The sequence below is a fragment of the Rhodococcus sp. (in: high G+C Gram-positive bacteria) genome (genome assembly GCF_049299235.1).
Taxonomy (GTDB): domain Bacteria; phylum Actinomycetota; class Actinomycetes; order Mycobacteriales; family Mycobacteriaceae; genus Rhodococcus.
Map to the genome: position 1 here is coordinate 1 of NZ_JBAQXC010000192.1, position 22475 is coordinate 22475.

At 67.4% G+C, this 22475-nt stretch carries 21 protein-coding genes; 6 read left to right on the top strand and 15 right to left on the bottom strand.

Features of this window, described 5'->3' with window-relative positions:
- The 4 genes from WAX14_RS11630 to WAX14_RS11645 form a co-directional block, all read right to left on the bottom strand.
- A partial coding sequence (locus tag WAX14_RS11630) for an ATP-dependent helicase (RefSeq protein ID WP_422628218.1) occupies positions 1–3722 on the bottom strand: 3722 nt, incomplete at its 3' end.
- Positions 3723–3795: 73 nt separating this feature from the next.
- The gene (locus tag WAX14_RS11635) at positions 3796–4440 is read right to left on the bottom strand and encodes a hypothetical protein (RefSeq protein ID WP_422628219.1); all 645 of its coding nucleotides are present in this window, start codon (positions 4438–4440) and stop codon (positions 3796–3798) included.
- Positions 4441–4523: 83 nt separating this feature from the next.
- Complete coding sequence (locus WAX14_RS11640; protein ID WP_422628220.1) at positions 4524–5081, bottom strand: hypothetical protein; 558 nt, start codon at positions 5079–5081, stop codon at positions 4524–4526.
- A 44-nt stretch (positions 5082–5125) separates the two neighbouring features.
- A complete protein-coding gene (locus WAX14_RS11645; protein WP_422628221.1) occupies positions 5126–6508 on the bottom strand; it encodes an FAD-binding oxidoreductase in 1383 nt (460 codons plus the stop codon).
- A gap of 100 nt (positions 6509–6608) precedes the next feature.
- On the opposite strand from WAX14_RS11645, the gene WAX14_RS11650 reads away from it, so the two are divergent.
- Positions 6609–7523: a hypothetical protein gene (locus tag WAX14_RS11650; protein WP_422628222.1), complete on the top strand. Its 915-nt coding sequence runs from the start codon at positions 6609–6611 to the stop codon at positions 7521–7523.
- Between the two features lie 73 nt (positions 7524–7596).
- Here the strand turns inward: WAX14_RS11650 and WAX14_RS11655 are convergent, their stop codons facing one another.
- Complete coding sequence (locus tag WAX14_RS11655; protein WP_422628223.1) at positions 7597–9102, bottom strand: aldehyde dehydrogenase family protein; 1506 nt, start codon at positions 9100–9102, stop codon at positions 7597–7599.
- 36 nt (positions 9103–9138) lie between these two features.
- On the opposite strand from WAX14_RS11655, the gene WAX14_RS11660 reads away from it, so the two are divergent.
- Together WAX14_RS11660 and lat are read left to right on the top strand one after the other, a co-directional pair.
- Entirely contained in the window at positions 9139–9588 is a 450-nt protein-coding gene (locus WAX14_RS11660; RefSeq protein ID WP_422628224.1) for an Lrp/AsnC family transcriptional regulator, read from the top strand.
- 69 nt (positions 9589–9657) lie between these two features.
- A complete protein-coding gene (gene lat, locus WAX14_RS11665) occupies positions 9658–11001 on the top strand; it encodes an L-lysine 6-transaminase (protein WP_422628225.1) in 1344 nt (447 codons plus the stop codon).
- Between the two features lie 24 nt (positions 11002–11025).
- Here lat and WAX14_RS11670 read toward each other — a convergent pair whose 3' ends face one another.
- Both WAX14_RS11670 and WAX14_RS11675 read right to left on the bottom strand, forming a co-directional pair.
- Positions 11026–12705 (bottom strand): protein kinase domain-containing protein, encoded by a 1680-nt coding sequence (locus tag WAX14_RS11670; RefSeq protein WP_422628226.1) that lies wholly within the window; start codon positions 12703–12705, stop codon positions 11026–11028.
- An 82-nt stretch (positions 12706–12787) separates the two neighbouring features.
- Positions 12788–14632 carry a sensor histidine kinase gene (locus WAX14_RS11675; RefSeq protein ID WP_422628227.1) on the bottom strand — a complete coding sequence of 615 codons (1845 nt, stop codon included), beginning with the start codon at positions 14630–14632 and terminating at the stop codon, positions 12788–12790.
- Between the two features lie 223 nt (positions 14633–14855).
- Here WAX14_RS11675 and WAX14_RS11680 point away from each other — a divergent pair, with 223 nt between their 5' ends.
- The 3 genes from WAX14_RS11680 (at position 14856) to WAX14_RS11690 (ending at position 16527) form a co-directional block, all read left to right on the top strand.
- Positions 14856–15149, top strand: a complete 294-nt coding sequence (locus WAX14_RS11680; RefSeq protein WP_422628228.1) for a hypothetical protein — start codon at positions 14856–14858, stop codon at positions 15147–15149.
- A 103-nt stretch (positions 15150–15252) separates the two neighbouring features.
- On the top strand, positions 15253–15618 hold the full coding sequence (locus tag WAX14_RS11685; protein WP_422628229.1) for a pyridoxamine 5'-phosphate oxidase family protein: 366 nt from the start codon (positions 15253–15255) through the stop codon (positions 15616–15618).
- A gap of 63 nt (positions 15619–15681) precedes the next feature.
- Entirely contained in the window at positions 15682–16527 is an 846-nt protein-coding gene (locus WAX14_RS11690) for a tyrosine-protein phosphatase (protein ID WP_422628230.1), read from the top strand.
- A gap of 36 nt (positions 16528–16563) precedes the next feature.
- On the opposite strand, the gene WAX14_RS11695 is transcribed toward WAX14_RS11690, so the two are convergent.
- The 8 genes from WAX14_RS11695 to WAX14_RS11730 all read right to left on the bottom strand — a co-directional run.
- Entirely contained in the window at positions 16564–17520 is a 957-nt protein-coding gene (locus WAX14_RS11695) for a hypothetical protein (RefSeq protein ID WP_422628231.1), read from the bottom strand.
- Positions 17507–18622 carry a hypothetical protein gene (locus tag WAX14_RS11700; RefSeq protein WP_422628232.1) on the bottom strand — a complete coding sequence of 372 codons (1116 nt, stop codon included), beginning with the start codon at positions 18620–18622 and terminating at the stop codon, positions 17507–17509. The genes WAX14_RS11695 and WAX14_RS11700 overlap by 14 nt, the downstream gene beginning before the upstream one ends.
- Positions 18623–18868: 246 nt before the next feature.
- On the bottom strand, positions 18869–19225 hold the full coding sequence (locus tag WAX14_RS11705; protein WP_422628233.1) for a VanZ family protein: 357 nt from the start codon (positions 19223–19225) through the stop codon (positions 18869–18871).
- Positions 19226–19228: 3 nt separating this feature from the next.
- Positions 19229–19486 carry a hypothetical protein gene (locus WAX14_RS11710; RefSeq protein ID WP_422628234.1) on the bottom strand — a complete coding sequence of 86 codons (258 nt, stop codon included), beginning with the start codon at positions 19484–19486 and terminating at the stop codon, positions 19229–19231.
- Positions 19486–19923, bottom strand: coding sequence for a DUF1707 SHOCT-like domain-containing protein (locus WAX14_RS11715; RefSeq protein WP_422628235.1), 438 nt, complete (start codon positions 19921–19923; stop codon positions 19486–19488). Before WAX14_RS11715 ends, WAX14_RS11710 begins: the two co-directional genes overlap by 1 nt.
- 34 nt (positions 19924–19957) lie before the next feature.
- Positions 19958–20566 (bottom strand): DUF1707 SHOCT-like domain-containing protein, encoded by a 609-nt coding sequence (locus WAX14_RS11720; protein ID WP_422628236.1) that lies wholly within the window; start codon positions 20564–20566, stop codon positions 19958–19960.
- A 9-nt stretch (positions 20567–20575) separates the two neighbouring features.
- Positions 20576–22093 carry a DUF222 domain-containing protein gene (locus tag WAX14_RS11725; protein ID WP_422628237.1) on the bottom strand — a complete coding sequence of 506 codons (1518 nt, stop codon included), beginning with the start codon at positions 22091–22093 and terminating at the stop codon, positions 20576–20578.
- Between the two features lie 123 nt (positions 22094–22216).
- The coding region (locus tag WAX14_RS11730) for an acetyl-CoA carboxylase biotin carboxyl carrier protein subunit (RefSeq protein WP_422628238.1) at positions 22217–22475 on the bottom strand (259 nt) is incomplete at its 5' end.

Sequence of the window (22475 nt, forward strand, 5' to 3'; positions counted from 1 at the left end):
GTGTCGCCGCCGATCCGGCCCGCCCACACCAGATCCCACAACGCCGCCGCGACCTGGCCGTCGGGGACATCCATGCCCTGCGTTACGAGACCGTCGGCGAGTTGACGGAAGAAGTACCCGCCGCCGCCGGCCAGCGCGCCCAGGATCGCGCGGTGCGTGTCGCCCAACTCGATCTCGGTGGGAGGTGCGAGTGTGGTCGGCGCGGTGTCGGCCGGATGCAGGCACACCCAGCCGTCCTTACCCGAGATGGAACCCGCACCAGCCCACAGTATCTCACCGGTCCCGGTGAGTTCGTCGAGCATCGCAGGGGAGTAATCCCGCACCCGCGGGGCCAGCACGAGCGGTTCGAGGGCGCTGGCGGGCACCGGGAAACCGGCGAGTTGGTCGACGACGGTCGCAACGCCGTCGATGCCGCGCAGTCCCCCGCCGATGTGGTGCCATGCGGGCAGGAAACGGCCGAGGGTCGCGGTGCTCACCGGTTCCACCTCGTGCCGCGCGGCGGCGAGCGATCGGCGGCGCAGCCTGCGCAACACCTCGGTGTCGCACCACTCCGAACCGGTCGCCCCGGGCCGGAATTCGCCTGTGACCACCCGCTTCTCGTCGGCGAGCCGGCGCAGCACATCCTGAACGACGGCGGTGCCGAGGCCGAAACGGGCCGCTGCCTCCGCGGTGGTGAACGGCCCGTGGGTGCGGGCGTACCGGCCGATCAGGTCGCCGAGCGGATCGGCGACCGGTTCGACGAACGCGGCCGGGACACCGATCGGCAACGGCACACCGAGCGCATCGCGCAGCCGGGACGCATCCTCGATCGCAGCCCACCACAGGCTGCCGGCGAACGACACGTGAAGGACACGATGCTGCGCGGCGAGGCCGGCGACCCACTCCGACGGATCGGCGGTGGTGCGCTCACACAGTTCGGTGACGGTCAGCGGCCCGAGCAACCGCAGCAGATCCGCGACTGCTTCGGCGTCGCGGGCCCGCCGGTCCGGCACCAGTCGCTGCAGTTCGTGTTCGGCCGCGGTGAGGACGTCGGCGTCGAGCAGTTGCCGCAATTCGACGCGCCCGAGAAGTTCGGCCAGGAGCGACGAGTCCAGCGACAGGGCGGCCGCGCGGCGTTCGGCGAGGGGGCTGTCGCCCTCGTAGAGGAAGGCGCCGACGTAGTCGAACAGCAGCGAACTCGCGAACGGGGAGGCGGTGGCGGTCTCGACGTCCACGAGGCGAATCTGACGACGGGCGATGCGTCCGAACAGGTCTCGTAGGGCAGGAAGGTCGTAGACGTCCTGCAGACATTCCCGGACCGTCTCGAGCAGGATCGGGAACGTCGGATAGCGGCGGGCCACGTCCAGCAACTGCGCGGACCGTTGTCGTTGCTGCCACAGCGGTGCGCGCTTGCCCGGATTCCGGCGCGGCAGCAGCAGGGCGCGGGCCGCGCACTCGCGGAAGCGGGAGGCGAACAGCGCCGACCCGCCCACCTGCTCGGTGACCAGATCCTCGATGTCGTCGTGGTCGAACACGAAGATGTCCGCGCCGGGCGGATCGTCCGCGGTGTCCGGCAATCGGACGATGATGCCGTCGTCGGAGGCCGTCGGATTCGAGTCGATGCCGAACCGTTCCTGCAGGCGCGCGCCCACGGCCAATGCCCACGGCGCGTGCACCCGCAACCCGAACGGGGAGTGCAGCACGAGTCGCCAGTCGCCGAGTTCGTCGCGGAACCGTTCGACGACGAGGGTGCGGTCGGTGGGCAGGTGCCCGGTCGCGGTGCGTTGCTCGTCGAGCAGCCGGATCAGGTTGGTGGTTGCGTTGCCGTCGAGTCCGCTTTCCTTGCAGCGTGTTTCGGCGTCGTCGGGAGAGGCGTGGCCGAGTTCGCGGACGAACGCGCCGAGGGCGGCCCCGAGTTCGGCGGGTCTGCCCTGTCCGTCACCGTGCCAGAACGGCAACCTGCCGGGCCGTCCGTAGGCGGGGGAGACCAGCACCCGGTCGAACGTGATCTCCTCGATCCGCCAGCTGGTGGCACCGAGCGCGAAGACATCGCCGACCCGCGACTCGTACACCATTTCTTCGTCGAGTTCTCCCACCCGCGTCGACTTTTCGCCGACCATGTAGACGGTGAACAAGCCGCGATCGGGGATCGTGCCGCCGGAGGTGACGGCGAGGCGTTGCGCACCGGGCCGTCCGGTGAGTGTGCCGTCGGTGCGATTCCACACCAGACGTGGCCGCAGTTCGGCGAACTCGTCCGAGGGATACCGTCCGGCCAGCAGATCCAGGGTCGATTCGTATGCCGAGCGTGGCAGCGACGCAAACGATCCGGTGCGGCGCACGGTATCGAACCAGTCGTCGACGTCGATCGGTTCGAGTGCCGTCGCGGCCACGGTCTGCTGTGCCAGCACATCGAGGGGATTCGCCGGTACCCGGAGCGCCTCGATCCGGCCCGCGACCATCCGTTCGACGGTGACCGCGCAGTGGATCAGGTCGGTGCGATGTTTCGGGAACAGGACCCCCCGCGAGACCTCACCGACCTGGTGGCCGGCGCGGCCGACACGTTGCAGTCCGCTGGCCACCGATGGCGGGGCCTCCACCTGGATCACCAGGTCGACCGCGCCCATGTCGATGCCGAGTTCGAGGCTCGACGTCGCAACGACACACGCGAGCCGGCCCGACTTGAGGTCGTCCTCGATCAGCGCGCGCTGGTCCTTGCTCACCGAGCCGTGGTGGGCGCGGGCCAACAGCGGTTCGGCCCCGTAGGTCACCTCGGTGGGTGCGCCGATCTGCGCGGGCGGTCGCGGATCCCGGTCGACCGCGATGCCCGCGCGTTCGGCATGGATCTCGTTGAGCCGGGCCGTCAGTCGCTCGGCGAGACGCCGGGAATTCGCGAACACGATCGTCGACCGGTGTGCGGTGATGAGGTCGACGAGTTGTTCCTCGACGTGCGGCCAGATCGACCCGGCCTGTGGGGTGGAAGACAGGGAGTCCTCGGCCGGCACCTCGACGCCGAGTTCGGTCATGTCCTCGACGGGCACCCGGACCGACAGATCCCAGGTCTTGGACGCCGGCGGGGCGACGATCCGGATGGGTGCCGAACCGGTGAGGAACCGGCCGACTTCCTCGTGCGGACGCACCGTCGCGGACAGGCCGATCCGCTGTGCCGGCCGCGGCAGCAGCAGATCGAGGCGTTCGAGCGACACGGCGAGGTGTGCGCCGCGTTTGGTTCCGGCGACCGCGTGCACCTCGTCGACGATCACCGTCTCCACTCCGGCGAGGGTGCTGCGTGCGGCGGAGGTGAGCATGAGGAACAGCGATTCGGGGGTGGTGATGAGGATGTCCGGTGGCTTCTGGACGAGCCTCCGCCGGTCGGCGGGGGTGGTGTCGCCCGAGCGCACCCCGACGGTGACCTCGGGGGGATCGAGGCCGAGTCGTTTCGCGGTCTGGGTGATCCCGACCAGCGGTGCGCGCAGGTTCCGTTCGACGTCGACGGCCAGGGCCTTGAGCGGTGAGACGTACAGAACCCGGGTGGTGCGCGCGTCGCGGGGTTCGACTGCGAGCCGGTCGAGCGACCACAGGAACGCCGAGAGGGTCTTGCCGGAGCCGGTCGGTGCGACGACCAGTGTGTGCAGACCCGACGAGATCGCCTCCCACGCACCCAACTGGGCGGGGGTGGGCGCCGCGAACGCGCCGGCGAACCATTCGCGGGTGGGCGCGGAGAAACGGTCGAGGACGTCGGTCACCCGTCCATGGTGCACCCGAGGTCCGACACGGGGACGGGACCGGTGCGGAACGGGCGGTCCGGAGATCGGGGTATCAGGCGTCGGTGCGCAGCGAGAGCAGAGCAGAGACGAGGAAACACAGTGCACCGACGAACGTTCCGGCATTCGCCCAGAAGTCGCTCGCCTCGGCACCGGTACCGGTGACGAAGGCCCCGACAGCGGAAACCCCGAACGCGACGCATCCGAGCAGATTCAGCCACACCGCCCAGCCGTCGCGACCGCGCGGTACCCGGGTGCGCTCCCGGTCGGTGTAGACGCGCAGGGCCAGCGCGCCGCTGATCAGGAACGCCACTGATCCCGCCGCGTCGGGACGCCACACGAAGTGCCGTTCGTCGATCACGTCGTAGGTCTGGAGTGCCGCGGCAGTACTGACATTGAAGAGCAGCGTGCCGACGCTCTGCACGGCAGCGGACAGCCAATCAGCGCGGATTACCTGCTGCCCGTCGTGCTCCGCGGTCATCGGCCCGCTGCGGAGAAGCTGGATCAGACCGGCCCCGGTGAAGAACCAGGCCCCGACGAAGAAGACGACGTTGACGGTCGAGGTGCCGAGGAGGCCGGCGAGTACGGGTGCGGATCCGATCGCGAAACAGGCCGCGCCGATGACGAATCCCCAGCACTGCTTCCGCAGTGTCGGCCGCACATGGAACCCGGAACGTTCGGCGGGTGGGACGTTCGCCATGACAGGCCTCCGATCGGCGGCAGGTCGATGGATGAAGACGGTCCATCGAGTATCACCGGTGTGGCGCGACGTCGAGGCCGAACTCAGTCCGTCCGCGCGAACCGGGCGAGCTGCGCGCTGTGATTCGACGCTTCCAGACACCTGCCGACCTTCATCACGTCGGTGACGAGGTGCAGGGCCGCGGACCGCCACGGCAGCGCGTCGAACTGTTCCTTGCTGTCTGTGGACCACCGGATGGTCGTGGCCGTCCGCTGGGTCCGGAACCGCAACCCGGGGTTCGCCGCCTCGAGGCTGCCGACGTCGGTGCCGGCTTCGCGTTCGAGGGTGGCGGTGTCCACGGTGACGAAGCCGCCGATCCGGTGCTCTCCCTCCGGTGTCGTCTCGATGTACAGGCAGGCGGTCTCGTACGCGCCCGCATGCACGCTGCACAGGCGTTGGGTGGACTCCGACGCGGCGGTGAACGGCAGACACACCACCGCCCAGTATTGGCGCTCACCCATCCTCGGGTTCGGCACCGCCGATTGCACATAGTCCCGCAACCACGCGGTTACCGTCTCGAACTCCGGGTGCGCCTCCAACTCCCGAAACCGGGTGTCGCGCAGCGGCAGGTCAGCAGTGGTCTGTCGCATATGTTCGGTCACCTGTCGAGATCCTCGTGCACGACGACACGGTACTCGATGGCGGGTCAGAACAGAACGCCAGGATTGAGGATCGCGTTCGGATCCAACGCCGCCTTGACTCGTCGGGTGAGGTCCATGACCTCCGGGCCGACCTGATCGGGCAGCCACGCCTTCTTCAACCGGCCCACTCCGTGCTCTCCGGTGATGGTGCCGCCGAGACCGATCGCCAACGCCATGATCTGGCCGAACGCGGTGTGCGCCCGGGCTGTCATGTCATCGTCGGCCGGGTCGAACACGATCAGCGGATGGGTGTTCCCGTCCCCGGCGTGCGCGACCACCGCGACCGTCACCGCGTTGCGTTCGGCGATCTCCGCGATGCCCCCGACCAGCGCGGGAAGAGCGTGCAACGGAACACCGACGTCCTCGAGCAGGAGGCTGCCGGTGCGCTCGATCGCAGGGATGACCATGCGCCGGGCCGCCGCGAACGCTTCGCCTTCCTCCGGGTCGTCGGTGTCGAACATCTCGTCGGCCCCCGCGTCACGGCACGCCCGCATCATCGTCGCGATTTCTTCGGCGGCGGCCGCACCCGGTGCGTCGGACCGTGCGATGAGCATCGCTTCGGTCGTGCGGTCCAGGCCCATGCGCAGGACGTCCTCGACGGCGTTGATGGATGCGCGATCCATGAATTCGAGCATCGCCGGACGCAGCGACCCGGTGATCGTCAGCACCGCATCGGCGGCGCCGCGAACCGACGAGAACGTCGCGACCATCGTCGATGCCGGCGGCTGCGGCGGCAGCAACCGCAGGGTCACCTCGGTGATGACTCCGAGTGTGCCTTCGCTCCCGACGAACAGTTTCGTCAGTGACAGTCCCGCCACGTCCTTCAGACGCGGGCCGCCGAGTCGCACGACAGTGCCGTCGGCGAGGACCACCTCGAGGCCGAGAACATAGTCGGTGGTGACCCCGTATTTCACGCAGCACAATCCGCCCGCATTGGTGGCCGCGTTGCCGCCGATCGTGCAGATCTCGAACGACGACGGGTCCGGCGGGTACCACAGGCCGTGTTCCGCGGCGGCCGCCTTGACCTCGGCGTTGAGCAGTCCGGGCTGGGCGACGGCGGTGCGGGTGAGCTGGTCGATGGTGATGTCACGCATCTTCTCGGTGCTCAGTACGATCCCGGCGGCGAGGCCCCCGGCACCGCCGGACAGGCTCGTTCCCGCGCCGCGGGGCACCACCGGAACCCGGTGTGCGTTCGCCCATGCCAGGGTCGCCGAGACGTCTGCGGTGGTGCGGGCCCGCACCACCGCCACGGGTACGCGCGCATCCGGGTCCAGTGCGCGGTCCTGCCGGTATCCGGCGAGGATGTCCGGGTCGGTGATCAGAGCACCGCCTGGCAGTAGTCGCGCCAGTGCGTCGAGGGCGCCGGGTGCGGTCCGGCCGGGGTCCATGCCCCCCGGTCTACCACACGCTGTACGGCACGAGGACGAAGTTGCCGGCCGGGCGTAGGCTCACCGACACGCGGCACGCCGGAGCGGAAGGAACCCGAGGATGGCTCTCAGTGTCGATCCGGACAGGCTGTACTTCGAATTCCCCGAAGTACACGCCGACGCCGAACTGGCCGTGTCGTTCCACCGCACCGTGCGCGTCCCGGACGACGGCACCACGTATCCGCTGCCCCCGAGTCTGGGCCGCTTCCCCATCCGGGTCGTCGACGACGTGCTGGTGTTGCCGATGTGGCAGTCGGAAGCTTGCTGGATCAAGTTCGACGGCCGTTACCCGTTCCTCGTAAAGATCGGCGTCGGCAATATCGACGCGGTGACCGGCGGAAGATGGTCCGAGGAGCCGGATTTCGATGCGGAGGACTACGTCGAGGTGCCGGCGCAGCCGTGGCTCGACGGATTCTGTGTCGCACCCGGCAAGGTTCGCCAGTTCGTCGCTGCGCCGCTCGGTGCCGGCTACACGGTCGAAGAGCAACTCGATGCGGGTGTCGCGGTCGGTGGGGTCCGGATCGCCGCGTACCCGATCCGCGCGCAGATCTGGGAGGAGCGCAAGCGTGTCGACGAGCAACGGCCGATGCGGGCCTTCAGTTCGGCCCCGTCGACGCCGTCGATGGGATTCGGTGCAGGCGGTGCGATCGAGCAGGCGGTCGCGACGCCCGTCGAGGACCACGACGCGTGGAATCTCGACCATCACTCGGTGGTGCGCATCGAACTGGTCAACAGCGACCGGTGGGAGGCGCTCACCGGTGAGAAGCCGCCCACCGCACCGATCACCGCACAGGAATACACCAAGCGCGGATACCCGTGGTTCGAGCTCTACGAGGAAACCCCCGCGCGCGGAGGGTCCGTATCCCTGGGCGCGGCGGCATCGGTGTCCGAGGTGCTCGCCCGGCGCGGCGAGGAACCCTTGCCCGGCAACGAATCCGTTCGGCCTGCCGAGCCGATTCGGATCCGGCGCAGGTAGGGTGCCGAATCGGCGCGACGATACGGAATCCGCTCGTGCTGCAGGGTGGGCGGATCCCGAAACATGCGGTGAATCAGCCGAACTCGACGCCCTGTGCGAGCGGTAACTCGTCGGAGTAGTTGATCGTGTTCGTCGCGCGGCGCATATAGGCCTTCCACGAATCGGATCCGGATTCGCGGCCACCACCGGTTTCCTTCTCGCCGCCGAAGGCACCGCCGATCTCGGCGCCCGAGGTGCCGATGTTCACGTTCGCGATACCGCAATCGGAAGACGTCAGGAAACGTTCGGCCTCACGGGAATCGGTGGTGAAGATGGAGGACGCCAAACCCTGCGGCACCGCGTTGTGCAGGGTGATCGCCTCGTCGAATTCGTCGTAGGTCAGCACATACAGGATCGGTGCGAACGTCTCCTCCCGAACGACATCCGTCTGCGCGGGCATCCGTACCAGCGCGGGGGAGACGTAGAACGACTCGCCCGGCCCGTCCACGCGGTCGCCACCGCTGACGCGCACACCTCCGTCCTGTTCGGCGCGCCCGAGGGCGTCGGCCATCGACTCATAGGAGCTGCCGGAGATCAACGGCCCCACCAGAACTCCCTCGTCGAACGGGTTTCCGACAGGAAGGCCGGAGTAGGCAGTCGCGATACGGCGGACCATTTCGTCGGCGACGGATCGGTGCACGATCAGGCGGCGCAGCGTCGTGCAGCGTTGCCCGGTGGTGCCTGCGGCGGCGAACACAACTGCCCGCACCGTCAGGTCCAGATCGGCCGACGGGGTGACGATCGCGCCGTTGTTGCCGCCGAGTTCGAGCAGGGCCCGGCCGAATCGTGCTGCCACCCGCGGGCCGACGATTCGGCCCATCCGCACCGACCCGGTCGCGCTGACCAACGCGACACGCGGATCGTCGACGAGTGCCTCGCCGACGGCGGCGCCGCCGAGGATCACGTGGTGCAGACCGTCCGGTGCACCCACGTCCGCGGCGGCGCGGCGCACCAGCGCATCGCAGGCCAGCGCGGTCAGCGGGGTCGATTCCGACGGTTTCCACACCACCGGGTCGCCGCACACCAACGCGATCGCGGTGTTCCACGACCACACCGCGACCGGGAAGTTGAATGCCGAGATCACGCCGACGACACCCAGTGGATGCCACGTTTCCATCAACCGGTGCCCCGGCCGCTCCGACGGCATCGTGCGGCCGTACAACTGGCGCGACAAGCCGACCGCGAAATCGCAGACGTCGATCATCTCCTGGACCTCGCCGAGCGCCTCGGAGGTGATCTTGCCTGCCTCCAGGGTGACCAGTTCTGCCAGGTCGGACTTGTGTTCGGTGAGTAGTTCCGAGAGTCGGCGCACGAGCCGGCCGCGTTCCGGCGCCGGCACCGCGCGCCATGCCGGGAACGCGTCGTCGGCCGCCGTGATCGCGGCGTCGACGTCGCCGGCGGTGTGCGGATGGAGGTGCGCGAGTTCGGTGCCGTCGATCGGTGTGATGACGCCGAGGGGGCCGTCGTGTGCCGGTGCGGCGGCACCGCAGCGCCGCAACGCCTGCGCCGCGCGTGCGGCGAGGTCGGGGATCGGATTCATGAGTGTGGTCCTTCCGTGCTCGGATAGCCTGCGCTGGTGCCGGAAACCTCGAGAGAATCCCTGGACGAGATCGATCGGTTGTTGTTGCGTGAACTGATCGCCGACGGCCGGGCCACGTTGTCGGCGCTGGCGGAGAAGGCCGGGCTGTCGATTTCGGCGGTGCAGTCGAGAGTGCGGAGACTCGAATCGCGGGAGGTGATCCGCGGGTATTCGGCGGCGGTCGACCCCGAATCGTTGGGTCTCGGCCTGTCTGCATTCGTGGCAATCACCCCTCTCGATCCGTCCCAGCCGGACGACGCACCCGCCCGGTTGCGGCATATCGACGCCATCGAATCCTGTCACTCGGTGGCGGGCGACGAGAGCTACGTCCTGCTCGTGCGTGTCGGATCGCCGCGGGAACTCGAATCTCTGCTGCAGCAGATCCGCGCGACCGCGAATGTCGCGACCCGCAGCACCGTCATACTCCAAACATTTTACGATCGTTAGGTTCATATCAAGCATATTTTCCGGCTGCAAGCCCGTGCGCGAGTAAAGGTTGAGGCGTAACCTCGGGCCATGAGCACTGCATTCCGGAGCCCGGGCGGTGCCGAGCAGCTACCGCCGAACCGGGTACACGACATCTTGCGCCGCCACATCCTGGCCGACGGATTCGATCTCGTCCTCGACCTCGACAAGTCCTCGGGTGTGCGTCTCGTCGACCAACGCGACGGCACCGGCTACCTCGACATGTTCGGGTTCTTCGCATCCTCCGCACTCGGCATGAACCATCCCGGCCTCGTCGACGACAGTGAATTCGTCGACGAACTCGCCGCGGTGGCAGCCAACAAGCCGAGCAACTCCGACATCTACACGGTGCCGATGGCCCGATTCGTCAACACGTTCGCGCGGATTCTCGGTGACCCCGCATTGCCGCACCTGTTCTTCGTCGACGGTGGTGCCGTCGCAGTCGAGAACGCGCTCAAGGCGGCATTCGACCGGTCCAGCAGGCTCAACGAATCTCGCGGCCGCGACGCTCGGCTCGGCAGTAAGGTGCTACATCTGACCGACGCGTTCCACGGTCGTACCGGATACACGATGTCGCTGACCAACACCGACCCGGTCAAGACCGACCGCTATCCGAAGTTCGACTGGCCGCGTATCGACGCCCCCTACCTGGCCGAGGGTCGTGACGTGGCCGAGGCAGAAGCGCGGGCACTCGACCAGGCCCGCCGAGCGTTCGCCGAAAACCCTGACGACATAGCTTGTTTCATCGCCGAACCGATCCAGGGTGAAGGCGGCGACCACCACTTCCGTCCCGAGTTCTTCCAGGCCGTCGCGGAACTGTGCCACGAGCACGATGCGCTGGTGATCTTCGACGAGGTGCAGACCGGTGTCGGTATGACCGGCACGACGTGGGCGTATCAGCAGATGGGTGTCGTCCCGGACATCGTGGTGTTCGGCAAGAAGACGCAGGTGTGCGGCATCATGGCGGGCCGGCGCCTCGACGACGTCCCCGACAACGTTTTCGCCGTCAGTTCCCGTCTGAACTCCACCTGGGGCGGCAACCTCACCGACATGGTGCGGGCCCGCCGCATCTTCGAGGTCATCGAACGGGACCGCCTCGTCGACCGGGCCCGGCTCACCGGCGCGCATCTGCTGTCGTCGCTGCGCGGGCTCGCCGACCGGCACCCGCAGATCACCGACGTGCGTGGGCGCGGCCTGATGTGCGCGATCGACCTGCCGTCGCGGGAGGAGCGCGACCAGGTTCTGGCCGGTTTGTTCACCGATGAGCACGTGCTCATGATCGGGACCGGAATCCGCGGAATCCGGTTCCGGCCACCGCTGACCGTGACGACCGCCGAACTCGACGAGGCGGTCGGTGCACTGGATCGGGTGCTGGGCAGAAGTGTTGGGTCATGAGGTGTTGGGTCACGAGGTGCTGGGTCACGAGGCAGAAGCCTCGAGATGTTCGAGAACCGCGAGGACCCGACGGTGATCCTCCGGTTCCGGATGTAATCCGAGCTTGAGGAAGATCGACCGGATGTGCGCCTCCACGGTGCGTTCTCCGAGAAACAACGTCGCACCGATCGCACGATTGGAACGACCCTCGGCCATGAGGGCGAGCACCTCTCGTTCCCGGGCCGACAGATCGTCGATGGGTCGGTTGCCGGGATGCGGACGGGACACCATCCGGCTCACCACACTCGGGTCGATCGCGGACCCGCCGTCCGCAACGCGGTGCAGCGTGTCGATGAACTCGTCGATGTCGGCGACCCGGTCCTTGAGCAGATAACCCAGCCCGCCCGCGCCGTTCGTCAGCAAATCCAGCACATACTCTGATTCGACATACTGCGACAACAGCAGCACCGCCGTTTCCGGGAACTCGGTGCGAATCGTCCGCGCCGCCTCGATCCCCTCGACGGTATGTGTCGGCGGCATCCGGATGTCCACCACGGCGATATCGGGGTGCGTCCGTTCGACAAGAGTGAGCAACTCGGCCGCATCGCCCGCCTCACCGAGCACTTCGATGCCCTCGTCTCCGAGCAGACTGCGGATGCCTTCTCTCAGCAGCACCGAGTCGTCGGCGAGAACCACCCGTAGCGGGCGGCTTCGGCGGGTGCGCTGCCCAGCGCGTCGTGGTGCCGGCCGGTCGAATTCGGACCACTGTCCTGTCGGCAAACCCTGTCCTGTCGGCAAACCCTGTCCTGTGTGGCCGGTTGTGCGGGCACCGCTGCTGTCCAGTGCGGCGGCGGCAGCGTCGGCGAATTCCCGGCACGACCGATAGCGGTCCTCCCGATCCTTCGCGAGCGCCCGCGCCACGACCGCGTCGAGTGCGACCGGAACATCACGCCTCGTGACGCTGGGTTGCGGGATCGGGCTCTGGGCATGCCCGTGCCACAGCTGCGGCAACGTCTCGCCCGGATACGGGGGTCGCCCCGTGATCAGGTGGTAGAACGTGCACCCCAGGGAATACAGATCGGCACGATGGTCGAGGGTGACCGACGTGTCGAATTGTTCCGGCGCGGCGTTCTGCAGACTCGCCGCGAACATTCCGGTGCGGGTGAGACGGCCGGTCTCGTCGAGTGCCTTGGCGATACCGAAATCGGTGAGGAGCACCCGCTCCGGTTCACCCGGAACGGTCGGATCGGCGATCAGGATGTTCGCCGGCTTCACATCGCGATGCAGAACCCCCGTCCGATGTGCGAAATCGAGGGCGGCAGCGGTTTCCGAAATGATATGCGCCGCTCGTGCGAGCGGGACAGGTTCGACCGCAACAAGATCCGCGGCCGTGACACCGGGCACGAACTGCATGGTGATCCACAGTCGCCCGCCCTCACGGCCACGGTCGAAGATCTGAACGATGTTGTGATGTTCGAGTCGCGCGACATGCGCGGCCTCACGCTCGAATCGGGTGGCGACATATTCATCGGACGCAAGACCGGGATGCAACACCTTCATCGCCACTCGGCGCGGCAGGTGCGGATGCGCGGCGAGATACACCGTGCCCATCCCGCCGATGCCGAGCAACCGCTCGATCGTGTAACCCGCGAAGACCGTGCCCGGACCGAGCTCACCGCGTTCGTCCACCGCTGCGCACCTCCTGACGAGGCCATCCGATTCCATTGAACGCCACTCGGCGTCTTCGTGGAACGGCTTCAGGCACCGCACAGGATGATGTCGATCAGTGAAGGAAACGGCTCCGGGATCACCTCGCGATCGCCGAATCTGATTCGGGTCCGATCGGCAACGTGACGGCGACGATCGTGCCGTGCTCCGGTGGGCTGTACAACATCAGATATCCACCGAGCGCGGCCGCACGGTCGGCGAGTCCGTCCAGACCACCACCCGTCGTCGGCAGAGCCCCACCGCAACCGTCGTCGCGGATGGTCAGTGCCAGCGAGTTTTCCTGCCGTTCCAACTCGATGTCCACCACCGACGCACCCGAATGCTTCGCGGCATTCGTCACCGACTCAGCGGTGATGAGATACGCCGCCAGCTCGATCGGAGCCGGCAACCGCACGCCCAGCCGATCGTCGATACGCACCGGAATCGGCGTGCGTTCGGCGAGCGACTTCAATGCCACCACCAGTCCACGTTCGGTCAGCACCGGCGGATACACCCCACGCGCCAGCTCACGTAACTCCACCAGCGCCTTGTCGAGTTCGGACGCGCCGTCGGCGAGGAACTTGCGCAACTCCAGGTCGTCGTCGGTACGTTGCGCGCGGCGCAGCAACAACGCGGCCGCAACCAGACGTTGCTGCGCGCCGTCGTGCAGGTCGCGTTCGAGACGCCGCCGCTGCACGTCCCCTGCTGTCACGATCCGTTCACGCGACCGGCGCACCTCCTCGAGTTGCTCGGCCAGCGTGCTGCGGAGACGCTCGTGGTCCAGCGCGAGACTCGTCGCGGACCGCACCGCGGCGAGCAACTCCGGTTGCGCTTCGAGCGTCGCGTCATACACCACAGCACCGACCGGTTGCCCGCCGCGTTCGAGGATCGTGGCCGCGCGGGAACGCGAATTCCGGGGGAGCACCTGCGGGTTTCCGTCGGTATCGACGTACGTGCGGGTGTCGGGCGCGTAGGTCCACACCACCAGGGTCGGATCGCTCACCGCCTGACGCAATGCGTCGACGAAGCCGGCGTCGACGGGCGCATCGCCGATCTCGACCATCGCGTCGCTGATCGCGGCCCGCGCCAGCCGGTACCGCACCAACCCGACCGCCACCGCCGCCGGGAACAGTGCCGCCGTCGGATATCGCAGATTCAGGATCCAGATGTACGGGGAACCGGGCACCCGGACCGCCGTGGACAAAATCGCCACCGTCACCAGACCGGCGACGGCATAGGCGACCGCGAGAGGCGCGAAACCCGCTCGATACGCGGGCGAACCGCGACGCCAGCGCACCATCACCACAGCAACCACGACGGCGGCCAAAATCAGTGCGCCGCCGCCGACCACCAGTTGGATCGGATCGGCCAATCGGGGATCGTGGCGCACGAGCAGCAGGTGCGTCGATGTCGACGGGAGCAGCGTGACGGACGCGCGCGGATCGAAGAACATCCACTCGGCGACGACCCCGATGGTCGCCAGTACCCAGGTCACCCCGACGAACCACTTCTCCCAACGGTGATGCAGACGGCCGGTGGGGAATCCGATCACCGCCTGAAGCAGCACCGGCAGATACAAATTCGTCGCGATGATTCCGATCGTGAACGCAACGGGGTTGCTCGATCGCCGCAAACCACCGAGCAGCCACAACAGGCCGGCCGCGAGGATGAGCGGGCCGGTCAGATCGTGCGGACGGAACTGCCAGGCAATCGCGCCGGACACCACGAACGCGATACCCGCGCCGAGGAACAGAATCAGTTCGGTGGTGCCGAACACCGGCAGGAACGGGCCCTGGGCCGCGGCGAACGCCTCGCGCGGTCCGAGCAGCAACGCCCGGGCAGGATCGTGGGTGGCCTCGGTGGACCAGTCCACCGAGACCATGACCACCGCCACGAGCACGGCGGCCAACCCGATCAAAACCGGGATCGCGCGAGCACGCACCATCGGATCTCCTCCCGAACCGTTTCAGTCTCCTCCGGTCCGTGTGACCGCTCCACCGTGCTGGCACCGAACCTCATCCAGTGCCTGCACCGGGTGCGATTCCCGCGTCAGCACGGATTCGGAGAGGCATCGTTCAGCGGAAAGTTGTTGTCGTGACCGGGAACCACCGGACGAAGTACCAGAGAAGCCGGTAGCGAAAGCGCCGCAACAGTATTGGAGAAGGATCATGAACAAGATCGCATTGCGCGCCGCCGTCGCCACCGCGCTCATCGCCCCCGCGGTCGTCCTCGGAGCGGGAGCCGCGTCGGCACAGCCGACGGTGACGCCCGGTGCCGTAGGCGCTCCCTTCGATGCCGAGGTCGATCCGGGTCTGGGGGTCTGCCTCATCATGGAGCCGGGATTCCAGATCGTGGCCTTCGCGCCTGGCACCGTGAAGGGCACAGCGGCCGCCGATCCGGTGTCCGGGACGTGCGTCGGTCTGCCGTACTTCATCGGCAGTGCCACAGGAACTGTCGAATAGCTGTCGTGAGCCGCGCCGCATCGCCTCCGGGCGGTGCGGCGCGGCACTGTGCTGCGACCCCGATGCCTTGACCGCGCGCTCGATCCCGAGCACGCTCGGGGACGTGAGCATCCCAGTCAACCTCGCTGCGCTGGACGCGGCACTCGCGGACTTCGGCTATGCGTATCTGCTGACAACCGGGGACTCCCGGCCCCACGCGGTGGCGGTGACACCGGTGCGGAGCGGCGTCGATCTGCTGATCGACGGGCCCGGCAGGCGCACCGCCGCCAACGCAGGTGCGCACCCGGCTGTCTCCCTGGTCTATCCACCCGCGGAGGCCGGCGGCTACTCGCTGATCGTCGACGGCGACGCCACCGTCCGCGACGGCGTACTGCAGGTGCGACCGACCTCAGCAGTGCTGCATCGACCGACGACCGCGGACGCACCGTCGCAGAATCCGGGGTGCGCCGCCGATTGTCGCCCGCTGTGAGCCCGTCCTGCCAGGTGGGTGCACGGACGGCACATCCGGGCGGCTCCGCGTACGTTGTTGCATGTGTCTGAAACAGTGGAAGACAACATCGGCAACGGATCGAGCTTCGCGTTTCCGTCGCTGGCCAACCTCCGGGACATCGGCGGATACGCGAGCACCCACGGCGGTGTGGTGCGCACCGGCGTCGTGTTCCGCTCGACCGATCTGAGCCGTCTCACGGACACCGACCGTGAGACGCTCGCGACACTGCAACTCACCACTGTCTTCGACCTGCGGACCGCCGCCGAAGTGGAACGGCGTCCCGATCGGCTTCCCGACGGTGCTGTCCACATCGGGCTCGACGTCTTCGCCGACCGTGCGGGTGCATCCGTGGCCGCCTCCCTGCCGGAATTTGTTGCGAACCCCGACCTGGTCGCGAAGGAACTGTCGGATGGCCGTGCCGAGCAGTATATGCTGGGCAGCTACCGAGATTTCGTGACGCTACCGAGTGCCACCGCGTCGTATCGGCGGATGGCCACCGGCATCGCCCACGGTGAGGTGCCAGCGTTGGTGCACTGCAGTGCGGGCAAGGACCGCACCGGGTGGGCCGCGGCGTCGCTGCTGCTTTTCGCCGGTGCGGACGAGGACGATGTGTTCGCCGACTATCTGCGTACCAACGAACTGTTGCTGCCGACGTTCGAACCGTTGTTCGCGAAGTTCCGCGAAGTCGGTGGTGATCCAGCCGTGCTTCGTCCGCTGCTCGGTGTGCAACGCAACTACCTCGAGGCGACGCTCGACGAGGTCACCAATCGCTTCGGCACGATCGAGCACTACTTCGCGGCAGGTTTGGGGCTCGACGACGACACCCTGCAGGCGTTGCGGACACGCTTGGTCGACACCGAGAGTGCGGTATCCGTTCGCGACAAGTGATGCCGCGGAGCTACTCTCGGATTATTGTCCGCATGGTCATGTCGATTCCCGATCGGGCAGGGCAGCAGGTGATGTCAGTACCGGTACGGATACCGGTGTCCGGTACGAGCGCCACCACGGTCCAGGTGCGTGGCCGCGAAGCTGGGCAACGATCTGCGCAATGGCGTTGGGGTTGGTGAGTTCATGTCGCGCATCAGGATTGGCGATGTAGTGCAGCAACGCGGAATCGATCAGTTCAGGTGCAATTCGGAAATAGCGGCGGTCGATGCTCACCACCCGCCCGTGCCACTTCCCGGGTGACGGTTGAACATCGCCCGGGGGGCGGCTGTCGAATCGCCGCCAAGGCCGAGGCACCCGCGAAACGACCGTGACGCTGCAGCTGTCGTCGACGAGAATGTCGGCGTGGGTGGGATTCAGGAGCCGACTGTTCAGCTGAACCGCCTCCCACGGGATCCAGGTGTCCGAAGCGCGATTGGTGAATGCAATCCCGTCGGCCCGGATCGCGATGCTACCGGGGCGCAGGCGCCCGAGCAGGACGAGAGTCAGGTAGCACGTTTGCCAGCCGCAGGTTACGACCAGCACGACGATGCTCCCGCCGATGGGATCGCCGGGTTCGTGGACCGCTGCGATCATCGACGAGAAGAAACCGGCCAGGCCGAGATGGAAGACGACCTCGGTAGCGAAAATCGACCGGGACTGCCGCAACGCCAGTGCTGGTACAGACCCGTGGGTGCCCACCGAGATATGTGATGACCGAGTTCGGGGGCTGTACGACAGAAGTATCGCGACAGGGAACATCAGGCAGGCCGTTCCGAACAATGCGATAGGAAACCACTCCGAGTCGATCTCGAATCGTCCCTGAACGAAATTTTCGACGACCGCGGCAACGACAAGTCCGAGGGTCAGGAGAGTCCAGCAGGAGCTCACGATGAGCGCCAACATCACGCGGCGCAGGCCGTAGACTCGTGGAGCGGACAGTTCAGGAGAACGCATCCGCGACACCTCTTCCCCAGCTCACGACGCCACCGACGGTGACACCACCGAGCTCGACGATTGCGGTCGTGGCCTGTATCAATTCGGACCTGCCCGCTCGGACCGACTGGCCGACCGAATGCATGCCATTCTCATAGATGTCGTCGACAACACCGGATGCAAAGATGCCTCCGATGGTTCCTCCCACTGCGCCGGCAACGGTACCGAGACCGGGGACCACAGATCCCACCAATGCGCCGGTGGCGGCACCGGCAGCGATCGATGCGGCCAGTCCGGTGCCGTTCGACACGACGGCCTGTTCGAGGGACTCTCCGCCGCCGTAGTAGTCGATGCCGACCCCGGCGACAAGTCCGGCCGGCCCGGCGAATCGGCGTAGGGACGTCGCGGGGCCTGTCAGATTGTCTGCGGCGCGTGCTGCGGTCGCTGCGTCGTCGAGGATGCCCTGAACGGAACCGACGGAGCGTCGGACCTGCTCGTAGGGTGTGCCGTCGGGAAGATCCAGCACCGCCTGCATCGAGTGGATGGAGGTTGCAGTGAGGTGGTCGGCTTTGCCCAGGAGGTTGCCGATCCGGTCCTTGAGGTCGGTCTTGAGATAGTCGAGTCCGGTGCTCGCGATGAACGATGCGGCCCATGCCTCGTCTGCCCAGGTGTCGGTGAGTGCGGCGACGGTGTCGGCCCAGTGCGAGTGGACGTCGAGGGCGGCGGTGTGGGCGCAGTCGTAGGCGGTTCGATGTGTGGGGTCGGAGTCGTCGTGTGGATCTGTGATGACGGTGTCGGTGACGGTGAGTCCGGCGGCGGCAGCGGTGTCGCGGATGGTTGCCATGTCGCCGAGCACCGCGGCCAGGTGTGTTGCGGTTGCTTCGTGTCGTCCGGCGATATCACGTATCCGGTCGTGCATTCGGTCGGCGGTGGCCAGTTGGGTGCTGGTGGTGGTGAGGAACTCGTGGGATGTTGTTCCGTCCCAGGCGTCGTCGGCGATTCGTCGGGCTCGTTCGGCGGTGTCGGTGGCGGTGTCGACCGCGGTGGCTGTGATGGTTCTGATCCAGTCGGCGACGCGCTGGATGTCGGCTGGGTTTCCGTCGATTCGAGTGTCGATGGGCATGGTTACGGTGTCCAGATGTCGACGAGGAGATCGACGGCTACGTCGTCGTTCGGTACGCGACCTGCGACGATCGCCGCACGGGCCGATCCGACACGGGTTCGGCGCACGGCAGATACAGAAATGGTGGTAGAGCGGTTGGTGCACTCAACGATTCCCCCGTCGACGAGCGGCACCGTTCCCCCATTCGGTGGTGCCGCGTCGCCGACCGTACCAGAGTCGTCGGATGGGGAACGCCGCCGAGCGGTCTCAGGGTGTGGGGCGGGATCGGCGACGCGCCACGGTAGCGAACACAGCAAGACCGATCAGCACACCGACAAGGTCGGCGCACCAATCCCACACCGATCCCGAACGACGAACAGCGACCGTCGCCTGCAACACTTCGGTCAGCACGCCGTACCCGGCGAGCCACACGATCGTCCACCCGACGGGGATCCGGGCATACCGCGAGCAGTAGGCCAGCGCCGCGAAAAACACTGCGTGCGTGACCTTGTCGGTGTGCGGCGGGCCTTCCGGTGCGGTGCCACCGGGGGACAGGAGCATTGCGGTCACCACGATCGTCACCAGGGCCAGTGGCAGTGTGCGCCGCCAGATGAGTGCGGGCACCGGTCAGGCGTCGCGAACTGTCAGTCCGAGTGCGGCTTCGGCGAATCCGCGTACCGCCCGACTCGCGGCGGTCAACGCGGCGTCTTCACCGTCGCGGGCATGACCGGTCATCGTGCCGTCCGGTGTCAGCGTCACGTCGGCGACCGGGTCGGCGGTCGTCGCCTCCCGCACCGACCAGCGGTACTGGGTATCGGCATCCCAGGCTTCGGTGTCCTCGGCGAGCAGATACCAGTTGCCCGCGTTGATCTCGACCGGTTCCATCAGATGTCGCTCCCGTCTCGGTGGTGCCGTCGTCTGCCGCGTTTCCGGTCCCGAGAACGATGGTCCTGATCGCGGCCCGCGTAGAGGACGACACTGACGACCGGGATGAGCAGGAACCACAACCAACTGTGGAATACGAAGAACAGTACGAGCGCGACGGCCGGTGTCACCCCCGCGATGACGTCGCGCCAGCGATCGGGCAGTCCCCGCTTCTCCGGCACTGCCTCCGATGCCGGGACCGGGGTGTTCGCCGTGGTTGCGGGCAGATCGGTGAACAGGACCTCCAGGTCGCCTCGGGTCGTCGCAGCCGATGCCTTGCCACTGCGCTCCTCGAATTCGGCGAAGGTGAGTCGGCCGGCACCGAAATGTTCACCGAGTAAGGTCAGCGCCTGTTCGCGTTCGGCGGTGCCGATGCGAACCTCGGGGGTATCGGACATGCTCACCAGACTAATCGCCCAGCACTCAGGGTTCTCACACGCCGTGACCGGGCCGCCCGGTGATGATCCGATAGGCCTTGACCACGACCGCGACGAGAACGACCGCGGAAATCAACGTGACGACGGGAAACCGGATCGCCACCATCGACGCGGCCGCCACCAACCCGATGGGCAGCAGAGTGAGCGCGTCCAGAATCGCGGCACCCGACGGTGCTGTTCGAGGAGCCGGATGTGGCTCGACCGCCGCGGCGTCCGGTTCGGAGGCAGGCTCAGGGGTTGGGCGCGACCGGACGACGAGCATCGCGCCCGCCGCTGCCGCAAGTGCGGCAGTCGCGGGCAACCACAGCCCGATGTCGTAGCGGTCAGCGACGACGAAGACGCACAGCAACACCAGCGGTAGCAGACCGAGAATGATTCCACGTCCACGTCCACGTCCCCGCCGGCGTCGTGGCGCTGGTTCGGTCAGCGGTAGGTCGGAGAACGGGACCACCAGGTCACCACGCGTCGTTGCGGCCTCGATGGCACCGGATCGCTCCTCGAACTCGCCCAGTGTCAGCCGCCCGGCGGCGAAGTGCTCTCCGAGCAGCCGCTGTGCCAGTTCGCGTTCGGCGGTGCCGATGCGTATCTCGTGCGGCTCGGCCATACAGCCACACTAGCCGCACGTTTCGTCGGTGGCTGGTGCGGACTCCGGGTCGGTTCGGTCGCTGCAGTGCATCATCGGTCGGCGTCGGCGACGGGGCGCAGGGTTCGTCGGCGCCGACAGGATGGCGTGGGTGACGAGTTCGTGGGGATGGTGCCGGTGGTTGCGTCGGGGTGTGCGGGTCGGGTCGAGCAGGCGCGGCGCGGTCCACAGGGGCCGGTGGCCGCTGGGGTCGGCGGTGGTGCGCCATCCGGAGTCGGTGATCCGGGCATGGTCGGTGTCGCAGACGAGCGCGAGATTGTCGATGTCGGTGGGGCCACCGTGTTGCCATTCCGCCATGTGGTGCACGGCGCAGTGGGAGGCGGGAGCGTCGCAGCCCGGGCGGGTGCAGCCGCGTTGCCAGGCGGTGAGCAGGAGGCGTTGATCGACGGTGGCGAGCCGCTTGGACCGCCCGAAATGCAGGGGCGCACCGGCGTGATCGAACAGTGCAAGCACCGGGTGGGCACGTTCGGCCATGCACAGAGCGTCGGTGACCGGGACAACGCCACCGGTGGCAGTCGTGGCGAGCCCGCTCGCGTGTTCGAGTTGGTCGAGTGTCATGGTGACGATGACCGTGACGGGAAGTCCGCGATGTTTTCCGAGAACGCCGGATTCGAGTGCGTGTGTGCAGATGGCGTCGAACGCGTCGTGAAGGCGTTGGCCGGGAGTGCGCAGATCGCGGCGGGCGGCCTGGTCGAGCGTGGCCTGGTCGAGATCAGGCCGGTCGCTGCTGCCGCTGGGGGACTCGGGGTCGTCGGGGTTGTTCATCCCGGGGCGGGCCCAGGTGGCGAGGATCACATCGAATTTGGCCCGGGTGGTCGGGTGGAGGTCGCCACGGATATGCGACATCAGATCGGCAGATTGGGGTGCCAACCGCAACGTTCGGCGGGCGTGGCGGTCCCGGTCGTCGGGCGGAGCGCCGTCGGGGTCCAGACGAACAAGCAGGTCGATGCCCGCGGTGGTGATGTCGTCGGGGGTGGCCGTGGCGGCGAGGGTGCCGAGGATGCGGTCGATGGTGGCGACCGCATCGTTGTCGAAACGACCGGGGATCTTTTCGACGACCCGTCGGATGGCGTCGGCGTGGGCAGCGCCGGCGGCGCCGTCTGCGATGGTTCGGGCAGTAACCGGAAGTACGGGGTCGAGGATGGCTCCGCTCGGTGTGATACGAGGTGCGAGCAGGCGGGAGTTCTTGACGCGTCGGGCAGCGTCGGCGCGGGACACGTGGAGCAGTTCGATGAGGTACTTCTGGGGTGTGGACAGCTTTACCGCATTGTTGAGACTGCGTTGTTCGACGTGCGCGACGAGTCGGGCATCGAGGTCGTCGAGTCGGCGGCGGAGTCTTTCGGCGGCGCGCAAGGCCTCGACGATGTGGTCGTCGGAGAGTGCGTCGAGGTCGAGTGTGCAGAGTTCGTCGACGGTGCGGGGTTCGTCGACGGTGCGGGGTTCGTCGACGGTGGTTGCCGTCCTCCCGAACTTCGAATTCGAACTCATGTTCTAATAGTACATGCGTTCGAATGGCAGCGTGGGAGATTCGTACACAAAGAAGACGTGCCCCGAGCGGATCGTCGGATCCACGCGGGGCACGTCCCTGCTGTCAGAGCGCCTGTCAGGGCATCACTTGAGTTCGGCGAGCACCGTTCCCTGAGTGATGGCGGCGCCCGGCTCGACGGCCAGTCCGGTGACGACACCGGCCTTGTGTGCGGTGACCGGGTTCTCCATCTTCATGGCCTCGAGGACGGCGATCAGATCGCCCTCGGCGACCTCCTGACCCTCGGAGACCGCGACCTTGACGACGGTGCCTTGCATCGGCGCGGTGACCGCGTCGCCGGACGCCTTGCCGCCGTGCGCGCCACCGCGCTTGCGTGCCTTGGGC